The organism is Candidatus Ruminimicrobiellum ovillum (assembly GCF_002392975.1).
GTDB lineage: Bacteria > Elusimicrobiota > Endomicrobiia > Endomicrobiales > Endomicrobiaceae > Ruminimicrobiellum > Ruminimicrobiellum ovillum.
The window spans coordinates 313,594-332,521 of sequence record NZ_DGIC01000010.1; the positions used below are offsets into that span (position 1 = coordinate 313,594).

The following is an 18,928-nucleotide window of genomic DNA, read 5'->3' on the forward strand; positions in this document are numbered from 1 at the left end:
GAAACTCCGCACCCGAATAACGACATAAATTCCGGTTTACCGTCAATTAATACAATTATTCTTCTGCAATTATCACCGAAACCTCTAATGGAAGGATCCGTTCTTCCGGTATCACCCGTCTTTTGAATAAGCACTCCGGGTACATTTTTTAAAACTTCCATCGCTTGTGTCGGATTAACTTTTTCTATATCTCGGCTTGTTACTTCTTGTTTTGTTGTAATAGTATTTTGTTGTTCAAAAAGTTTTTCCAAACTTAAATTAACATCAGCAGCGAATACAGTTGTGCTAAACAATAAAACACTTAACAGCACTAACCCTTTTTTCATACTAAAAACTCCTTTATAAAAGAATAATGATTTTACTATTCTACTAAGTTAGAGCAACTCTAAGTCAATATAAGACAAAATTATGCACAAGATAACATTGCTCTTATTTGGTTGACGCCTATATCCATATCGTTTGTTAGAACACTTTCTTTCTTGGATGTTCTATCAATCAATTTCGGTATTATGAACGATGCCCCGGTAATAATACCGACTGCACCTGCAATAATAATGTTGTTAGAAAGTCCTACTGCAAGAAGTCCGCTTATAGAAATTTGTGTTAAGGTGGAAATTATCATACCAAACATAGATTTGAACCCTAACCATTTTGATCTCATATTATCATCTAAAGTTTTATATACGGCAGAAACTTCCGTTAACGAAGATGTTCCCTGCCAGAAGTTCATTAGAACATACACGGAAACCAAGAATATCGGATGTCCCGTTGCTGCAAACAAAGCAAACAGTCCCGCAGATACTGCAAACGTTATTGTTCTTACCGCCTTGTTTTCCACAATAAAACTTACTTTGCTTATTAAATGCGATGCTAAAGATTGCATTAAATTTCCCGCAAAGTATACAGGAGCCAAAAGTCCCACATTTATACCTGTTGCCATAAGTGTAGGTTGCAAGAAGAAACATAAAACAACAAAGAACATATTGTTTACAACTATATTTAATGTAGCAAGAGAGAATGTCTTTTTGTCTGTAGATAACTTCTTTACGGGAGCAAACAATTCCGCAACAAAATCTTTTATATTCTTCTTTTGTGTCGTTGCTTTTTCCGTTTCAACGTTTTCTTCTTTTGGAACGATTATATTTTCGTCGTGTGTAAATAACAATGCCCCTGCCGCAATGACAATGTCCGGAATAGCAGCTATTGCAATTACCGCCATTTGACCTGTTATTGCTGCCAAGGCTCCGCCCAATAATGAAGATACGGACATTATTATCCAGAATAACGATAAGTTGGAACCGTAAATTTCTTTGAACGAATCTTTTTGTCCGAGATTATCCAACGATTTATATAAGAACGGACTTAATGTTAACGAAAGTAACGAAATTCCTATTGTAGGAAGTATCTGCGAGGCTATAAGCAGTACAGGAGAAAGACCGGACAATGTGAATGTTATTGTTCCCAATGCGTGAACGATAATAGACAGAATGATCAATGTTCTCTTTGAGAATTTGTCTCCTATAAATCCGCCAATACCCGATGTAGCAAAAGATATCGGTGCAAGTAACGACATTACCAAAGAAATAAACGGTAACCCGTATCCGTTGGACTGCATAAATACCATCGAGAACGAACTGTATAAATCAAATCCCAACATAAATTGTATGAAGGGGAAATATCTGATATTTGATTCCATTTCGTTAATTGTTGTTTGGTTAAGTCCGTTGGGATTTTCTCCCTCATATTTGTATAGAAATGCTGCTTTAAATGCTGAAAAATCTCTCTTAAAGAAATCTTTTGCTTTTAATAGCCAACCTTTCATACTGAATTTATTATTTTTTAAAACCGTTTCGGTAATGTCTGTTTTCTCGGTAAGAAATTTCGGATGTTTTTGTTCCCACTCTTTAATAATATTAATTATTTCGGAATCTTTAAAATTCTGATTTTTTAGTTCTTGTATCCATGCTGCCAAAAATTTTTCTTGTTTTTGCGGTGATAATCCTTCAATTAAAAGACCGTCCGATAAAGAATTACCGGAATATTGTTTTGCAAAATTTTCGGTTTGTATGTTTTGAATATTTTGAAAATTTTGAGCAACAGCAGAAACGGTAACTCCTTGAGGAATTACCGTTATAATGAAAAAACAAAAAGCTAAAAATAAAGATAAATATTTTTTTAAAAGAAACATCTTTAATGCAATATTACAGGGTTACATTTTTGAACTTTATAATGAGTATCAACATTAAGGAAATTAGTCATTGTTTGTATATCTTCATCAAACAATTTAGATTTATCGTAAGTAGTTCTAAACAAAAAGTCTATACCTGAATTTTTAATTAATTCTATACTGCGTTTTATATTTTCGATATTTACCGGAACACAACAAACTAAATTATACTTATCAAACGGTGCTTTTATGTCCATAGCTATAAAATCTACCAACTTTTGGTTTATAATTTGTTCCAATACTTCCGGGTTTGAGCCGTTGCTGTCAAGTTTAACTAAAAAGCCCATTGCTTTAACTTTTTTTATAAAATCAATTAAATCCGGTTGCAATGTCGGTTCTCCGCCTGTTATTACAACTGCATCCAACTGATTTCTTCTGCTTTCGAGAAAAGCAAAAATTTGCTCTTCCGGCATAGGAACTTGATACATGTTGGGATAAATAAGTTCCGGATTATGACAATATGCACATCTGAAATTGCAACCTTGTGTAAAAATAATTGCTGCGGTTTTATTCGGGAAATCTATAAATGAAAATTTTTGTAATCCGCCTATTCTCATACAACACTCCGTGTTTGTTTAAAGGGTTAATGGGTGAATGGCTTAAAGGTTATTATTTAGAAAAATTTGCAAAGCAAATTTTTACAACTTAAATTTTTCACCTTTTCACCAACAAATTGCAAAGCAATTTGTTTATCACCCATTCACCAAATTTTACATATTTGCTACTTTTCTGATCTTGTATTCTTCTTGTTTGCCGTCATTCCATTGTGATACAGGTCTTAAATAACCTACAACTCTGGAATAAACTTCGCATGTTGATCCGCAATGAGGACAAGTTTTTACTTCACCGTTTAAGTATCCGTCGTTAGGGCAAACACTGAATGTCGGAGTGATAGACATATAAGGTAATTTATAGTTTGTAAATGCCTTTTTAATAAAGTTCTTCATAGATTCGGTATTTGTAATTTGTTCGCCGATAAACATATGTTGAACCGTTCCGCCGGTATATAACGATTGTATTTCGTGTTGCAATTCCAAAATTTCAAATAAATCGTCCGTATAATTTACGGGCAACTGTGTAGAGTTTGTATAGAAAGGCGGATGATTTTGTTTAACCGCTTCCATATTTGCAAATATAATGTCGGAATATTTCTTTCTGTCTATCTTTGCAAGTCTGTAAGATGTTCCTTCCGCCGGAGTTGCTTCCAAATTATATATGTTTCCTGTTTCTTCCTGATATTTTTGTAATGTGTTTCTCATGAAAGTTAACACTTTTATTGCAAAATCTTTACCTTTTTGGCTTGCGATGTTTTCTTTTAAGAAATTTAAGCAGCATTCGTTCATACCGACAACACCGATAGTTGAAAAATGGTTTTTCCAATAGCAACCGAATCTCTGTTTAATGTTTCTTAAATAAAAGCTCATATACGGATAAAGGTTTTGATCCGTAAGTTTTTCCAAAACTTTTCTCTTTGTTTCCAAACTGTTTTTAGCTATTGTCATTAACTTATCTAATTTTTGGAAAAATTCTTCTTCTGTTTTAGATTCATAACCGAGTCTCGGCATATTTAATGTAACAACACCGATAGAACCCGTTAAAGGAGATGCTCCGAAAAGTCCGCCGCCTCTTCTTCTTAATTCTCTGTTATCAATTCTTAATCTGCAGCACATACTTCTTGCATCGTCCGGATCCATATCGGAATTAATAAAGTTTGCAAAGTAAGGAATACCGTATTTTGCCGTTGCATCCCACAACAATTTTAATTCAGGATTATCCCAATCGAAATCTTTGCTTATATTGTATGTAGGGATAGGGAAACTGAATACTCTGCCTTTTGCATCACCTTCGAGCATAACTTCCAAAAATGCTTTGTTTAACATATCCATTTCTTTTTGGAAATCGCCGTAAGTTTTAGCTTGAGGTTTTCCTCCGATTATAACTGCTTCGTCTTTATAATGTTTAGGAACTTTTAAATCAAGCGTTAAGTTTGTGAAAGGTGACTGGAAACCAACTCTTGTAGGAACATTTAAATTGAACAAGAATTCCTGTAATGCTTGTTTAACTTCTTTGTAAGATAAATTGTCGTATGCGATAAAAGGTGCAAGCAATGTATCAAAACTTGAAAATGCTTGAGCACCTGCTGCTTCACCTTGTAATGTAAAGAAAAAGTTAATTATTTGTCCCAATGCCGTTTTAAAATGTTTAGCAGGTTTTGATTCTACTTTACCGGCAACACCTTTAAAACCTGTAACCAATAAATCGTGCAAATCCCAACCTACACAATATACACCTAAAATTCCTAAATCGTGAATATGTAAATCACCTTCGGTATGAGCTTTTCTTATATCGTCGGTATAAATTTTGTTTAACCAATATGCTTTACTGACTTCCGATGATATATAGTTGTTTAAACCTTGAAGGGAATAGCACATGTTACTGTTTTCTTTTACTTGCCAATCTGCTTTAGACAAATATTGATCAACTAAATCTACATTAAACTTAGAAACGATTTCTCTCATTTTTGAGTGCTGATCTCTGTATATAATGTAAGCTTTTGCCGAAGATTTATAAGGAGAATTTAATAATACTTCTTCAACGATATCCTGTATTTGTTCTACGGTAGGATGTCCGTCCGTAATGGTTTCTTGTGCGATACTTAAAACTTTTACCGTTAATTTCGAAGCGATTTTGTCGTCGAACTCATTTGTTGCCTGACCTGCTTTTAAAATTGCCTGTTGAATTTTTTGTGAATTGAATTTTTCTTGCTTGCCGTCTCTTTTTACGATACAATCAAAAACCGAAAGTTGTTCCATTTAAATTTCTCCTGTTTTTTAAATTTTATTTTGACACTTCTATTAATTTTGAACATAATTATGGAAAGGCACCCTGGTTTTCTTGTTTCCATTTGAATTATAAAAAGTCATTCCTCGACAACCTTTATAAATATTATGTATTTGTCGGCAGGTCTTCTGGCTTAAGGGTAATAACCTACTAAACTTTATCTTCCCGCTTAAATTAAGCAGTGACTTTGTTTCAAAAAGTTTTTCGTTCCCTATCACAGCACCGGGAGTGCTTCCGATTCTAACGGAATTTCCTATTAAGTTTTATGAGAAAACACCAACAAAAGATTTCAAAAATTATAAATTGATTATATGTTTTAATTTATGGCTTGTCAATACCTAAAACACAATATATTGATTTTTTATATGGGTTTCGTAACTATATGTAGTGGTTTTTGGTTTGTAATTAAAATTAGTAGTTATTGAAAAAACAAGAAAAGATAAATTAATTTGAACTTTTTACCAAATTAAATTTTACTATCTCGGATTTTGAAAAAAGTCTCATCGGCGGGCCCCACCATCTTGTTCCTGTGGTTACATAAATGTAGGAATCACTGTCTTTATATAAGCCGCAGAAATATTTGTATAAAAAGTATTCGATGATATCAAAAGGCGGAATTTGCCCGGCATGAGTATGTCCGGAAAGTTGTATCGTTATAGGATATTTTTGACTTTCAAAAAACGGGTTAGGTTGATGAGATAAAAATATTACCGGTTTACTGAAATCTATGTTTTCTAAAGATTTCGCAACATTTAAAGGCTTGTAGTTCATTTGTATTGATGTTGGATCGGTGATACCGGCAACATAAAATTTGTCGTCTACTAAAACATTTTCGTTGTTTAAAAGCTTAAATCCTATTTTATCACAAACAAATTCGTAATTTGTTATACCTCTGTAATATTCGTGGTTCCCGCTGACGGCAAAAGTTCCGTATTTGGATTTAAAATCTAAAAGTCCGTACTTTTCATAAGTTTTTGTTATATCCGTATCTGCCAAATCACCTACAAATGCAATAATATCCGGATTTAAAGAATTTGTTATTTCTACGATTCTTTTAACAGTATCATATTTTGTTGTCACATCTATATGAATATCCGATAATTGGACAATTGAAAGTTTGTCTACAGGTAAATTAGGAACTTTTATTTCATATTCTCTGACTTTCGGATCACCGCATGTATTAATTATGGAATAAACGGAAGAAACGGCAATTAAAATTACGGTTATTAATGTTGTGTTGTACCTGAATTTCGGAGTATGTCCGAAAATGAATACTAGGTGAGATATTAACAGATATGTAAGAGATATAGAAAATATTCCGAGCCAAATGTATCCTATTTCCGTTAAAATTTTTGCCGATATTGTCGGACTGTTAAATCTCGATATTTTAAAAGAATATACACTCAAAAAAGTTATTGCAAGATAAAAAATTATAAATATTGTAAGAGCAAGTCCGTGAAGTTTTAAGTCGTGCATAACTCTGTAAATAATGTAAGCATTTCCCAATATATAAATGGATAGAAAAACTATAAAAAACACTATTCTTAATCCTATTTCTTTAACAGACATTGTCTTGCTTTTAGTATAAATTCGGTTGCCGTAGGACATAAATAATCGGGGTACGTCCAAGGAAGTTTTGTGAAACCTTCCTTTCTGTATATTGTCGTAACTTCGGCGTAAATACCTTTAGATAAATATATTCTGTGACTGAAATCTTTTGTTGAAGCAAGAATAACATTTGCCGGTGTAATATATCCCGGATCAATATTTACTATTCTGTTTTTATCTTTGGCATAAGAATCTTCAATATTGTTTGTTTCTATCTTCATATCTGCCAAAGCATCGGGCAATATAGGTTTTTCAAAAGAAATCCATTGCCTTTTTAACTTTTCACCCATTTCTTTGTTGTAATAAGTTGTAAACGTAAAATCTATTGCGGGGCTGTAAATATCTATTTTATTGTTAAACTTTTGTTCCAATACTTTATAAACTTCTTCGATATTAAAAGTTTCATTAAAAATTAAACCGAAGAAAAATTTTACTAAGTTTGGTTGATTAATGTTTCCCATAATGAAGTTATTTTACAAAAATTTAATTTTTTCAACAAAAAATAATATAATTGAATTATTATTTTAAAGGAGAAAGATATGTTAAAACCTAAAGTTTCTATTATCGGTTGCGGTAATGTCGGTATAAGGTATGCCTATTCCTTAATGATTAACGGTTGTGCAAGAGAAATAACACTTGTTGATTATTTTAAAGATAAAGCCGAAGGTGAAGCAATAGATTTGTCGCACGGCGCACCTTTTACTCCGGCAGTAACCGTAAATGCAGGTGATTATTCTAATATAAAAGGTTCTGATTTGGTTGTAATAACCGCAGGGAAAAAACAAAAACCGGGACAAACAAGAATAGATTTATTGAAAGATAATGTAAATTTGTTTAAATCCGTAATTCCCGAAATTATGAAATATGCTCCGGATGCAATACTTTTGATAGCATCCAACCCTGTAGATGTTTTAACTTATGCAGCTTATAAAATTTCTGGTAAACCCGCAAATAAAGTTATAGGTTCGGGCACATTACTTGATTCGGCAAGATTCAGATACGAAATTGCAAAACATTGTAACATAGATGCAAGAAGTGTACACGGCTATATTTTAGGTGAACACGGAGACAGCGAGTTTCCCGTATGGAGCAAAGCAACAGTCGGCGGAGTAAACATAGAAAACCATTGTATGTTATGCGATAAAAAGCAAAATTGTGACCATAAAGCCATACTTAACGAAATTTTCAGTAATGTAAAAAATTCGGCATATAAGATAATAGAGAAAAAAGGTGAAACTTCTTACGGAATAGGTCTTGCACTTACAAGAATTACCGAAGCAATTTTACTTAACGAAAATTCCGTATTACCTGTATCCGTATTGGTAAATAATTTGTATAACATTAACGATGTATATTTAAGTTTACCTGCTGTAGTTAACAGAGATGGTATCAGACAAGTTCAACAAATAGAATTTAATGAAACGGAACAAAAATCTTTTGTTAATTCCGCAACGGTATTAAAAGATTTGTTAAAAGAAATCGGAATTTAAAACGACAATTTATAATTTACAATGTATAATGTATAATTAACGACAACGACAAAACTGCTGAAGATTGGAAGAAAAAAGTATTAAATATAATTTAATAAGGAGAAGGAAATGAACGGTAAGACAGCATCAATTTTGGCAGTAGGAATTATTATTGCGGCATTTGTTTGGGGAGCATTTTTCATTTCAGCAAGAAACGAACAATCTATCAGAGTTGTAGGTCAAGGTGTAAAAACGGTAACTTCTGATATTATAAAATGGAACATGTCGATAAACAGAACGACAAACGTTGCTTATAAAAGTGAAGGCCCGTCTTGGATACAGGAAGATTTAATTAAAGTAAAAAAATATTTGGCAAGTAACGGTATAGAAGAAAAAGATATTTTAATTGAGCCTGTAAGCTCTTATGCAAATTATGGTAATAACGGCATTACCGGATATAATTTCAGCCAGAGAGTAGAAGTAAAATCCGACGATATAGAAAAAATTGAAAAGCTTGCACTCGATAATAAAGCTCTTGCAAAACAAGATATATATTTGGAATATTCCAATTTGGAATATTTTGTTTCCAATCTTGCCGAATTAAAAGCTGAAATGTTGGCACTTGCAACGGCTGATGCAAAAGCAAGAGCAGAAGAAATTGCAAAAAGTTCGGGAAATAAAATTTGCGGACTTTTGTCGGCAAAAACCGGTGTATTCCAAATAAGAAAACCGTTATCAATGGATATTTCCGATTACGGCATATATAATACATCTTCTAAGGAAAAAGAAATAGCCGTTACGGTAAATGCAACATTTAAAATTAAGTAATACTGATTTATAACAAACAAAAAACAGGGGATTTTGTTATCCCCTGTTTTTTTATGGTTTTATTTATTGTTAAATTTTGCTTTGAATCAATTTAACCATATCACCGACGGTTTTCAAAACAACAATTTCACCTACCGAAATATGAATATTAAAATGCTTTTCTATTTCTTCTATGATATTTATGTGTGCCAAAGAATCCCAACCTTGAATGTCGGATGTTTCCATATTTTCGGATATTGTTAAATCGTCTTCTTCCAATACCGACTTAAAAATTTGTTCCAACTCTTTTATTATTTGTTCTTTTTCCATTTTATTCTCCGTATATATTTTATTATCCTAAAATACTCATTTCGCATTTGTTGCAGTCAAACTGCAATTTGTATTTGTTCCCGAACTTGTCTTCCAAATACCACGGCATTTTCGGAGTATCTTTTCTGTTTTTCTTGCTGCAATAACCTTGTTCGTATCTTATACAATATCTTCCGTTCCATATTTTTTTGTCTTTTATTTCGGTATTATGTTCCACACTGTACTCGATATTTTTTACCCCGTGTTGTTTATAAAATTTTACAGCTCTTGCATTTACAACATTATCCAATGATGTTATATCTTTGTTGGGATAGGGGATGGTATTATTTTTAATTTTTCCTTTTTCTTTCGGCCTTGCTTTTTCTCTGGCAGCTCTTAATTTTAAATATAAGTTTTTGCGGAATTTTAACAAATCTTCTTCTTTTAAGTTAATGTTTTTAGGTGCTTTTATATCAACAACTTGGAATTCGTATTCTTTATCGATATTGAACTTTTTCAACAAATTATCCTTTGAAATTTTAGCATTCGAATCTTTTTTACAGGTTATAAAAGTCGTTATGTTATCTTCGTCTATTAAGGTTAATTTATATTTCGTTTTACCGTTTTCCGATATCGTTAATTTTGTTGATAAGTATCTGTAAGTAAAAGCATTTTCTATTTCGGTTATGGCTTTTGCGTTTACTATTCTATACAATTTATAATCTTTTATTTTTATATCTTTTCTGTCGATAACATACTTGCTGTTTTTTATATCAACAATGTTTATTATTTCACTTTTTGTATTTTCTTTAGAACATAAGAATCTGTCTCCTACTGCCAACTTTGATTTTGTTGCTATTTCTAAAACATTAGATCTTTGATTTTTTACTTTGCCTATGTATGTTCCGTATATGCCTTTGGAATTTAAGTTTTCCGACTTTCTTCCGTTAAAGAAATATTCCGTAAATCCTCTGTTAAACACTTTGTTTAGGTTCGGCTCAAAATCTACTACGGACGTTCCGCTTGCAAATCGTATACCATACTTTTTGTTTTTCTTTAAAACTTCGTTGGCTTTTTTGTTAGCTAAAGCAACGATATTTTTTAGGTAACTAAGTTCTCTTTGTCTGCCTTCTATTTTGAAAGAAGTTATTCCGGCTTTAAATAACGGTTCCAATTTGTCCAACAAATTCAAATAATGTATGTGTAACAAAGTATCGTTTTTAACTATATAGTTACCGTCGGCATCTAAAAGATTATAATAATGAGTACAGTTTGTAACGCAAGCTCCGTTATTAGAAGAAAAATATTGATAATTTAAAAGTTCTTTTTTTGCCTGTGTGTTTTTTATCATTTGTGCATACTTAAAATAGCAGTTTCCGCTGTATGCAACGCACATTGTTCCGTGAATAAATGCTTCTAACGGAACATTTGTGTTTTTGCCGATATACTGTATTTCTTTAAGAGAAAGTTCTCTCGGCAAAATTACTCTTTTTATACCTACTTTTGTTAAAAAGTTTATTTTGTCGGCGGTTAAACATTTGGTGTTTACACTTGCGAAAAGAGGTATCGGCGGCAAATCCAATGTTAAAATTCCCATATCGGAAATGATAACGGCATCAGCACCGCTTTTATATAAATCAATAATTGTTTCTCTTATATACTTAAAATCTTTTTCCGTATATATAGTGGAATTTAATGTTACATATACTCTTACCCAATACCTGTGAGCAAACTCAATCAACTTTTTTATATCCTCTACGGAATTCGAGCATCTGTTTCTTAAACCGAACTTGTCGCAAGCAATATATACGGCATCGGCACCACACTTTACCGCTTGTATTCCGTATTCCAAATTTTTTGCAGGAGCCAACACTTCAAAAGTTCGTAACATTTTATCTCCTATTTATACATGTTATCTATTAAATTTTGGTATTTGTCGTAAACTTTAGTTCGTATAATCGTATATTTTCTTGTCATTAAACCGTTTTCGATTGTGAACGGTTCGTCTATAAAAACTATATCTTTTATTTGTTCTATCCATCTAAAAAATTTATTTTCACCGATGAGGTTGTTAATATCTATTATAATATCTTTTTTTAATAAGTCATTAACTTTTTTATCGGTAATATCAATGTTTTTATTTTCTGCCCACTTTTTTACATAATCATTATCTAAAACTATAGCGGCGGTTAAGTATGGTTTATCTTGCCCGAAAACAACTATTTGTTGAACAAATTTTGATTCGGCACAAATTTGTTCTATTTTAACACTATCGATATTTTCGCCGTTATTTAAAACTATTATATTTTTGTGTCTTCCAACAAAATATAAAAATCCGTCCTCACTTATATATCCTAAATCACCGGTTATGAGATATCCTTCGGAATCAAAAGCTTTTTTTGTTTCTTCTTCGTTATTGTAATATCCTTTCATCACTTGTTTGCCTTTAACTTTGATTATTCCTTTTTGGCTAAATCCAAGTTTTTTACCGGTTTCCACATCGGATATAATAACATCCATATCCGGATTTATTTTTCCTACGGAATAAGCTTTTTTATGTTCTTTTGACGAGTATGATATAACAGATGCTTCCGTCATACCATAATGTACAAGTAAATTTAATCCCATGGCGCCCAGAATGTTTTCCGTGATTTTGCCTGCAACAGCCCCAAATGCAATTACATAAGTTGTGGGATTCATAAACTTTTCAATTATGTTTTTTATAAAACAAGTATAACAAATAACATTACAAATACTTAACATTTTTGTTATTGCTTTTATTATAATGCTCTTACTATACTTAAATTTCTGTTCATAATATTTAAGAGAAATATTAAAAGCAATATTGTTTAATATTTGAAAAACTTTTGAAGTTTTTAAACATTCTTTTTTATACTCTCCGATAATAGCATTCAATATTTTGGGAACACATAAGAGATAATACGGTTTATATTTTTTGACGGTTTTAAAATATTTTGTATAACCTGTATAAATTATTGTGTTACCGTTGGATAATAATGCCAACTCTGTTAATCTCGGAGCTGCATGAGAACAAGAAAGAACACTTACACAAGTTTTTTTATAAACGGGAAAAACTACTTTTTGATATCCCAAAAAAGTTGAAAGTAAACTTTGATGTGAAAACATAACACCTTTTGTTTTGCCGCTTGTTCCGGAAGAAAACATTATTGAAGTTAAGTCGTCCGGCAAATATTCTTTGTTTTGTTTAGATTCATATTTAACGGAATTTATTTCTTCCTGCAGACTGTGAATGTTTGAAATTTTATTGTTTTTATAAGTGTTTGTATCGAATGTGCCGGTATAAAAAACATGAATAGATGTTTTTTCTTCTGCCAACTCCGATACAACTTTCATGTTATCCGTAAATAAAGTTTCAATTTGCATTGTTTCTATAATGTGTTTTATTTCGGATATTCCCGACGTGGGATCTGCCAAAACGGATACACAATTGCTTGTCATGATTGCTTGATCTATAACATGCCATAACGGGTGCGGATTTAAACAAAGTAAAATATTACAGTTTTTTTTGAGATTTAAATTTTCAATTATTTGAGAAGTTTTATTTATTGTTTCGTATAGTTCCGTAAAAGATAAACAATACCCGGCAGATTCATCTTTTAATGCAAGTCTTGAACCGTATTCTTTAGATAATTGTTCCCAAACTTCAACAATTGAATTCATTTTTTATCCTTGTTTAAAGTGAAATGTCTACATCAAAATTATCTTTTATGTCTTTAATGTATTGCTTTGCGGCATCGTTCCAAAATGAATAGTCGGGGTTGTTTCGTTTGTCTTCCAAATGATATTTGTCTACAAGTATTTTGGCAACATAATCGGTATATTTTATTGATCCCCAATAATTTAGATGAGAATTATCGTAACTATCGTAATAAGACAGTTTTAAATCTCTAATTGTGCGATAATTATTTATATATATGAAATCAAAATTGTTTTCTTTAACAAAAGAAAAGATTTTTTCATATTTTTCATTATTCATATAGTATGGTTTTGTAAAAGTGACGGTATGGGGAACATCTATAAAAATTACAGGTATATCCAAATTTTTACAAAATACAAACAAATCTTCAAGACTTTCTTTTGTGTAAAATTCTGCACCGTTATATTTTTGATATGATTTTAAATTTTTCAAATTAAACGAAATATTGTTCCCGGAAAAATAATTTTTATATTTGCAAGCAAAATACAAATCCTTTTTAAAGTTTGTTATGCCGGTAATTGAAATTTTATGTGTGGATGTTATGGGAAACAAAAAATGAATAGTGTCTTTTATATCGAGGTTGTAATATTTTATTACATTTTTCAAAAAATCAATTTTGTTCAGTGACCACTTTATTTCGGGAAAAATATCAAATGATAAATTGTTTAAACCTACATATGTTCCGTTTTTTAATAAAATGCCCATATTATTAAACAAAAAGCTGTCCACGGTAATAAGTATTACTTTAGGTTTTTGCCTTTTTAAACACTCGATAAGCATATTTTTGACAAGCGGACCCGCTAAATATCCGAATGAACAGTTTAATGTAGTAATTCCGTATCTGTTCCATGCTACTAACGAATTATAACCGTATCTTGAAGGGGAAGGTCCCACGATAACGACATCAACACTGTTCGGCTTTAAATTGTTTACGGTCCAAATAATTTTTGCCGCAGATTCCGTAGTTGTTTTTGAGACCAACTGAGACAAAAGAAAAGCGATTATGATTGTAGAAAATAAAATAAATAAAGAATTAATAATAATTTTAAATTTCACAAAAATATCCTTTAAAACTGAGCATATACGAAATCCGTAGGATTATAATTCGGTCCGTAAATTCCGAATGACAAAATTATTGTTATTAAAATTAATAATATGCACCAATGAAACACAACAGGTATTTTATTTACATAAATATTTTTAATATCTGTTTTATTTTCTTTAATTATGTCTACTATAAGAAGTAAAACAATTCCCGTAGGTATTATGAACAAATCGTTTGTATTAAAAAAATTAATATTTAGATTAGTATTGAAATTTGAAACGATTTCGAATATCGTATAAAATCCTTCTTGTAAGTTTGAGACTATAAAGAATATATAGACAAAACAAAGAAGAAAATATACACCTATCATTTGACAAATTCTGTATATTAAATTTTTTTGAAGAGATTTATATTTTTTATATATTTTTTTTGTGTAATCGTGAACAATATCCGTAAGTATTAAATATATACACGGAAGAAGACATGTTCCGAACATTAATTTAGGGCTTAAACCGTGCCAAATTCCCGCAAAAGTCCAAACAACTGTATAAGAAATGAAAACGGGAATATGTTCGGCATTGATTTTTGAATACTTTTGTAAATAATTTTTTATAGACATAACGGGTTTGCTCCGCAGCACCGGATAAAAAATATAGTCTCTGTAAAAAGTAAAAATTGTTATATGCCATCTTTGCCAATACTGATGAAAACTTGTTGAAAAGTAAGGATTACGAAAATTTTCAGGCAATTTTATACCGAAACATTCGGATATTCCTAAAACGATGTCCATTGCGGCAGAAAAATCCGCATAAAGTTGAAATCCGAATAAAAAAATTCCTATAACAAGACAAATTGTGGGTTGTGCGGCAAAACCTCTTAAAAAGATTGAATCTACAACTGCGGCAATTCTATCGGCAATGACAAGTTTCTTAAAAATTCCCCATAAAATTCTTAATATTCCGAATTGTATGCATGAATAATCTATAGGTTTTTGAGACATTAGTTGTTCTTTAGTGTCGTTATGTCTTACAATCGGTCCCATTAAAAGTTGCGGAAAATATATTGAAAATAAAAGATATTTAAAAAAATTTTTTTCAACGGTAGTAACTTTTCTGTATACATCCACAACATAAGCAACAAGAATTAAAGTATAAAAAGATATTCCTGCCGGAACAATAATATCACGCACGAATTTTTCCGGGACATGAAAAAAGTTTCCGATTAATATATTTACTGGAAGAATAAATTTAGTAAATTTAAAAAGAAATAATCCCGCGAATAGTGCTGTTACGGTTAATATTAAAATTTTGTTTTTGTTTTTTTCGGTATGAGACTCGCTTATATAGTAAGCACCGATATAAGAAATTAAAACGAAAATAATCGTATAAATAAAACATAAAGGTCCGGAAACCGCAAATAAAAAAATTAAGCTTACCATTAACAAAAAAATCCAACGAAATTTTGCGGAAACAAAAGGGTATATTATAAATGAAATCGAGAATAATAAAATTAAACTTTGCCAAGCCGAATTCATAAATACTTACTTTTCCGATAAGATTAATTTTTTACAATTAGTGTTATTATTAAAATAAGAATAAGTAAAATTAATATTGCTAATGCTATTAAAATAAATTTAACGGTTTTAAATATTTTATTTAATGCAATATTAGCTTGAAAGAAATGTTGTTGAATGAAATTTGTTGTTGCTGCACCTAAAAGTAATAAATCGTCAAGCCAACCTATAACCGGTGCGGCATCCGCATCCAACGGAATAATAGTGTATATTATTGAAGCTATTAACCATATCCAAGACCAAAGTTTTTTGTTCTTTTCGGAATCGGGCTGCAAGTTATTCATATCTTTTTCATCTACTATTTCCGGTTCTATAGGTTCTTGATTCATTATTTCCCCAAAAAAAAAGATGATTCAGCATCATCTTTTTTTAATTATTTTTTCTTTTTGGTTGTTTTTTTCAATTTTTTTGATTTAACCGAAAGGTCTTTTATTAAGGGAACTTCCCCGCAATCCGGGAATAAATGACAGTTTATACATTCACTCCATATTTTTTGCGGTAAAACTTCTCTTGATATTATTTCATAACCCATTTTTTGAAAAAATGCAGGTTTGAAACTTAATGCAAAAGTTGTAAATATACCTAAACCTAAAGCATTTTGTTCAAGAGTTTTTACTATTTTTGTTCCGATACCGCGCCTTGCATAATTTTTTTCTACCGCAAGAGCTTTTACTTCGGCAAGATTATCCCAACTTACATGTAAAGCACCGCAACCGATAATTTTACCTTTTACTTCGGCAACAACATATTCTTGTATGTTTTCATATATAGAATTTAATGACCTGTGCAACATTTCTTTGTTGTCTGCATAAAATTCTATTATTTTTTGCATTTGTTTAACATCTTGAACTTTTGCCGGTCTTATTTTCATATTATCCTTTTTTTTGTCGTTTCTATTCCTCTATACATCCATACATCAAAATTTGCGAAGCAAATTTTATTTCGTCCAATTATATCCGGCATCAACAGCTTTAATGTTTAAAGGAATAACTTTAGGCTTTGCAGCAAAAGCAGTTTCCAAAGCCTTTTTTACATGGTCTAAACTCGGGGCTTGTATTCTTTTTACCAAAGCACCTACGGCAACCATGTTAGCTGTTTTGATATTGCCTACTTGTTTATCTGCAATTTCCGTTATAGGAATAAATGTTATTCTTTTGTCGTTATAATCCGCTTCATTTATTAATGAAGAATTTGCAATAACTACCGCATCTTCTTTCATTCTGGGCAAGAATTTGTCTAATGAAGGTTTATTTAATGCTATTAAAGCAGTAGGTGCAAATGCTACAGGAGATCCGATTTCTTCATCGGAAATTATAACTGTAGAGTTTGCTGTTCCGCCTCTCATTTCCGCTCCGTATGAAGGGAACCATGTTGTTTTTAAATCTTGTTCCAATGCTGATTGTGCAAGAAGAGTTCCTGCAAGTAAAACGCCTTGTCCGCCAAAACCTGCTGATATTATTTCTTCGTAAATTTTCATTTTATTTTGTCCCGTCTTATTTTGTTTCGTCTTTTATTACACCTAAAGGGAAAGTTTTAAACATTTCTTCTTTTACCCACTTTGTCGCTTCCAACGGAGTTTTACCCCAATCTACAGGACAATGAGATACAACTTCGATAAATGAATAACCTTTTCCTTCAACTTGATTTTGGAAAGCTTTTTTTATAGCTTTTCCTGCTTGTATTACATGAGGAGCATCACAAACGGATACTCTTTCAATATATTTTGTTCCTTTCAAACCTGCTAACAACTCACAAACATTTATAGGATAACCTTCTCTTTGAGGATCTCTGCCGAAAGGTGTTGTTTCCGTTACTTGTCCCAACAATGTTGTAGGTGCCATTTGTCCGCCGGTCATACCGTAATTTGCATTGTTTATGAATATTACGGTTATGTTTTCGCCTCTGTTTGCACAGTGAATGGTTTCTGCTGTTCCTATAGCAGCCAAATCACCGTCTCCCTGATAAGTGAAAACAATTTTGTCCGGATTTGTTCTTTTGATACCTGTTGCAACCGCAGGAGGTCTTCCGTGAGGAGCTTCCGTAGTATCAAAATTGAAATAATTGTATGCAAATACCGCACAACCCACAGGTGCTACGGCAATTGTTCTTTCTCTTATTCCTAAATCATCTATAGCTTGTGCAACAAGTCTGTGCACAATGCCATGTCCGCATCCCGGACAATATGATAAAGGAAAATCTTTTAATGCTTTTGGTCTTGATAATATTTTTTCCATGTCTTTTTTCCTACAGTAAACTATTTCTTTGCAAGTTCTTCTATTTTATCTAATACTTGTTTATCCGAAACTATTCCGCCGCCGGCTCTGCCCAAGAAATCTACCGGGCATTTACCGTTAACGGCAAGTTTTACATCTTCCACCATTTGACCTAAAGAAAATTCCACCGAGAAGAATTTTACTCCCGGTTTAGCATAACTTTCAATTATTTTGCTTGGGAAAGGCCACAAAGTTATAGGTCTTATTAAACCTGCCTTTATGCCTTTGGCTCTTGCCTGTTTAATTGCATTTTTTGAAATTCTTGAAGATATACCGAAAGCTACTATTATAACTTCAGCGTCTTCAACTTGATAAAGTTCTGCTTTAACTTCGTTTTCTTCTATAGTTTTATATTTTTTCTGTAAGTCTAAATTGTGTTGTTCCAAAACACCGTCTTGCATAAGCAAAGATTTTAATGATCTCGGTTCTCTTCCTTTGCAACCGTCCAAAATCCAATCTCTGTCTTCGAATTTTGTTTTCGGTTCTTTATTGAAATCAACCGGTTCCATCATTTGCCCTACAATACCGTCGCATAACAACATTACCGGATTTCTGTATTTTTGTGCAACATCAAATGCATTGTATGCTATTTCATACATTTCTTGTGCATTTGCAGGAGCATAAACTATTAAGTGGTAATCTCCGTGACCACCGCCTTTAACTGCTTGAAAATAGTCTGCTTGAGAACCTGCAATGTTGCCGAGTCCCGGTCCGCCTCTTTGAACATTAACAATAACGCCCGGTATTTCCATACCTGCCATATATGATATTGCTTCCTGTTTTAAAGATATTCCCGGAGATGACGATGATGTCATTGCTCTTTTACCTGATGCACATGCCCCAAGCACCATATTGGCTGCTGCCAATTCTGATTCTGCTTGAATAAAAACCTTTTTCAACTCGACCATTCTTCTGGACATGTAAGCAGGAACTTCATTTTGCGGAGTAATAGGATAGCCGAAATAAGCATCCAGGCCTGCCGCTATTGCTCCTTCACACAAAGCCACATTACCTTTTACTAATTTTTTTACCATTGT

The 18,928-nt window shown here is 31.9% G+C and carries 18 protein-coding genes and 1 riboswitch; of the genes, 2 read left to right on the forward strand and 16 right to left on the reverse strand.

The annotated features are described in order from the left end of the window. The 6 genes from B2Y85_RS05985 to B2Y85_RS06010 all read right to left on the reverse strand — a co-directional run. Positions 1 to 326: TonB-dependent receptor plug domain-containing protein (locus B2Y85_RS05985; RefSeq protein WP_372519566.1), on the reverse strand; the 326-nt coding region annotated here is incomplete at its 3' end. 80 nt (positions 327 to 406) lie between these two features. After that, positions 407 to 2,188 carry an MFS transporter gene (locus B2Y85_RS05990; RefSeq protein WP_372519567.1) on the reverse strand — a complete coding sequence of 594 codons (1,782 nt, stop codon included), beginning with the start codon at positions 2,186 to 2,188 and terminating at the stop codon, positions 407 to 409. Positions 2,189 to 2,190: 2 nt separating this feature from the next. Further along, complete coding sequence (locus B2Y85_RS05995; protein WP_372519568.1) at positions 2,191 to 2,784, reverse strand: anaerobic ribonucleoside-triphosphate reductase activating protein; 594 nt, start codon at positions 2,782 to 2,784, stop codon at positions 2,191 to 2,193. 153 nt (positions 2,785 to 2,937) lie between these two features. After that, positions 2,938 to 5,040 carry a ribonucleoside triphosphate reductase gene (locus tag B2Y85_RS06000; protein WP_372519569.1) on the reverse strand — a complete coding sequence of 701 codons (2,103 nt, stop codon included), beginning with the start codon at positions 5,038 to 5,040 and terminating at the stop codon, positions 2,938 to 2,940. A gap of 129 nt (positions 5,041 to 5,169) precedes the next feature. Next, positions 5,170 to 5,364: riboswitch (cobalamin riboswitch) on the reverse strand. A gap of 148 nt (positions 5,365 to 5,512) precedes the next feature. After that, a complete protein-coding gene (locus B2Y85_RS06005; protein ID WP_372519570.1) occupies positions 5,513 to 6,637 on the reverse strand; it encodes a metallophosphoesterase in 1,125 nt (374 codons plus the stop codon). Continuing rightward, the gene (locus B2Y85_RS06010; RefSeq protein WP_372519571.1) at positions 6,619 to 7,137 is read right to left on the reverse strand and encodes a DUF4416 family protein; all 519 of its coding nucleotides are present in this window, start codon (positions 7,135 to 7,137) and stop codon (positions 6,619 to 6,621) included. Before B2Y85_RS06010 ends, B2Y85_RS06005 begins: the two co-directional genes overlap by 19 nt. A 78-nt stretch (positions 7,138 to 7,215) precedes the next feature. Here B2Y85_RS06010 and B2Y85_RS06015 point away from each other — a divergent pair, with 78 nt between their 5' ends. Together B2Y85_RS06015 and B2Y85_RS06020 are read left to right on the forward strand one after the other, a co-directional pair. Beyond that, entirely contained in the window at positions 7,216 to 8,166 is a 951-nt protein-coding gene (locus B2Y85_RS06015) for an L-lactate dehydrogenase (RefSeq protein WP_372519572.1), read from the forward strand. Between the two features lie 108 nt (positions 8,167 to 8,274). After that, positions 8,275 to 8,973 (forward strand): SIMPL domain-containing protein, encoded by a 699-nt coding sequence (locus B2Y85_RS06020; protein WP_372519573.1) that lies wholly within the window; start codon positions 8,275 to 8,277, stop codon positions 8,971 to 8,973. Positions 8,974 to 9,042: 69 nt separating this feature from the next. Here the strand turns inward: B2Y85_RS06020 and B2Y85_RS06025 are convergent, their stop codons facing one another. The 10 genes from B2Y85_RS06025 to B2Y85_RS06070 form a co-directional block, all read right to left on the reverse strand. After that, the gene (locus B2Y85_RS06025) at positions 9,043 to 9,282 is read right to left on the reverse strand and encodes an acyl carrier protein (protein WP_372519574.1); all 240 of its coding nucleotides are present in this window, start codon (positions 9,280 to 9,282) and stop codon (positions 9,043 to 9,045) included. Positions 9,283 to 9,304: 22 nt separating this feature from the next. Next, complete coding sequence (locus tag B2Y85_RS06030) at positions 9,305 to 11,152, reverse strand: peptidase U32 family protein (RefSeq protein ID WP_372519575.1); 1,848 nt, start codon at positions 11,150 to 11,152, stop codon at positions 9,305 to 9,307. Positions 11,153 to 11,160: 8 nt separating this feature from the next. After that, complete coding sequence (locus B2Y85_RS06035) at positions 11,161 to 12,963, reverse strand: AMP-binding protein (RefSeq protein WP_372519576.1); 1,803 nt, start codon at positions 12,961 to 12,963, stop codon at positions 11,161 to 11,163. Between the two features lie 13 nt (positions 12,964 to 12,976). After that, the gene (locus B2Y85_RS06040) at positions 12,977 to 14,056 is read right to left on the reverse strand and encodes a hypothetical protein (RefSeq protein WP_372519577.1); all 1,080 of its coding nucleotides are present in this window, start codon (positions 14,054 to 14,056) and stop codon (positions 12,977 to 12,979) included. Between the two features lie 11 nt (positions 14,057 to 14,067). Further along, positions 14,068 to 15,483, reverse strand: coding sequence for an MBOAT family O-acyltransferase (locus B2Y85_RS06045; RefSeq protein ID WP_372519578.1), 1,416 nt, complete (start codon positions 15,481 to 15,483; stop codon positions 14,068 to 14,070). A gap of 119 nt (positions 15,484 to 15,602) precedes the next feature. Next, on the reverse strand, positions 15,603 to 15,947 hold the full coding sequence (locus B2Y85_RS06050) for a hypothetical protein (protein WP_372519579.1): 345 nt from the start codon (positions 15,945 to 15,947) through the stop codon (positions 15,603 to 15,605). A gap of 44 nt (positions 15,948 to 15,991) precedes the next feature. Beyond that, positions 15,992 to 16,489, reverse strand: a complete 498-nt coding sequence (locus B2Y85_RS06055; RefSeq protein ID WP_372519580.1) for an N-acetyltransferase — start codon at positions 16,487 to 16,489, stop codon at positions 15,992 to 15,994. Positions 16,490 to 16,555: 66 nt separating this feature from the next. Next, the gene (locus tag B2Y85_RS06060) at positions 16,556 to 17,095 is read right to left on the reverse strand and encodes a 2-oxoacid:acceptor oxidoreductase family protein (RefSeq protein ID WP_372519581.1); all 540 of its coding nucleotides are present in this window, start codon (positions 17,093 to 17,095) and stop codon (positions 16,556 to 16,558) included. A 16-nt stretch (positions 17,096 to 17,111) separates the two neighbouring features. Next, a complete protein-coding gene (locus tag B2Y85_RS06065) occupies positions 17,112 to 17,852 on the reverse strand; it encodes a thiamine pyrophosphate-dependent enzyme (RefSeq protein WP_372519582.1) in 741 nt (246 codons plus the stop codon). A gap of 20 nt (positions 17,853 to 17,872) precedes the next feature. Next, entirely contained in the window at positions 17,873 to 18,925 is a 1,053-nt protein-coding gene (locus B2Y85_RS06070; RefSeq protein ID WP_372519583.1) for a 3-methyl-2-oxobutanoate dehydrogenase subunit VorB, read from the reverse strand. Between the last annotated feature and the right edge of the window lie 3 nt (positions 18,926 to 18,928).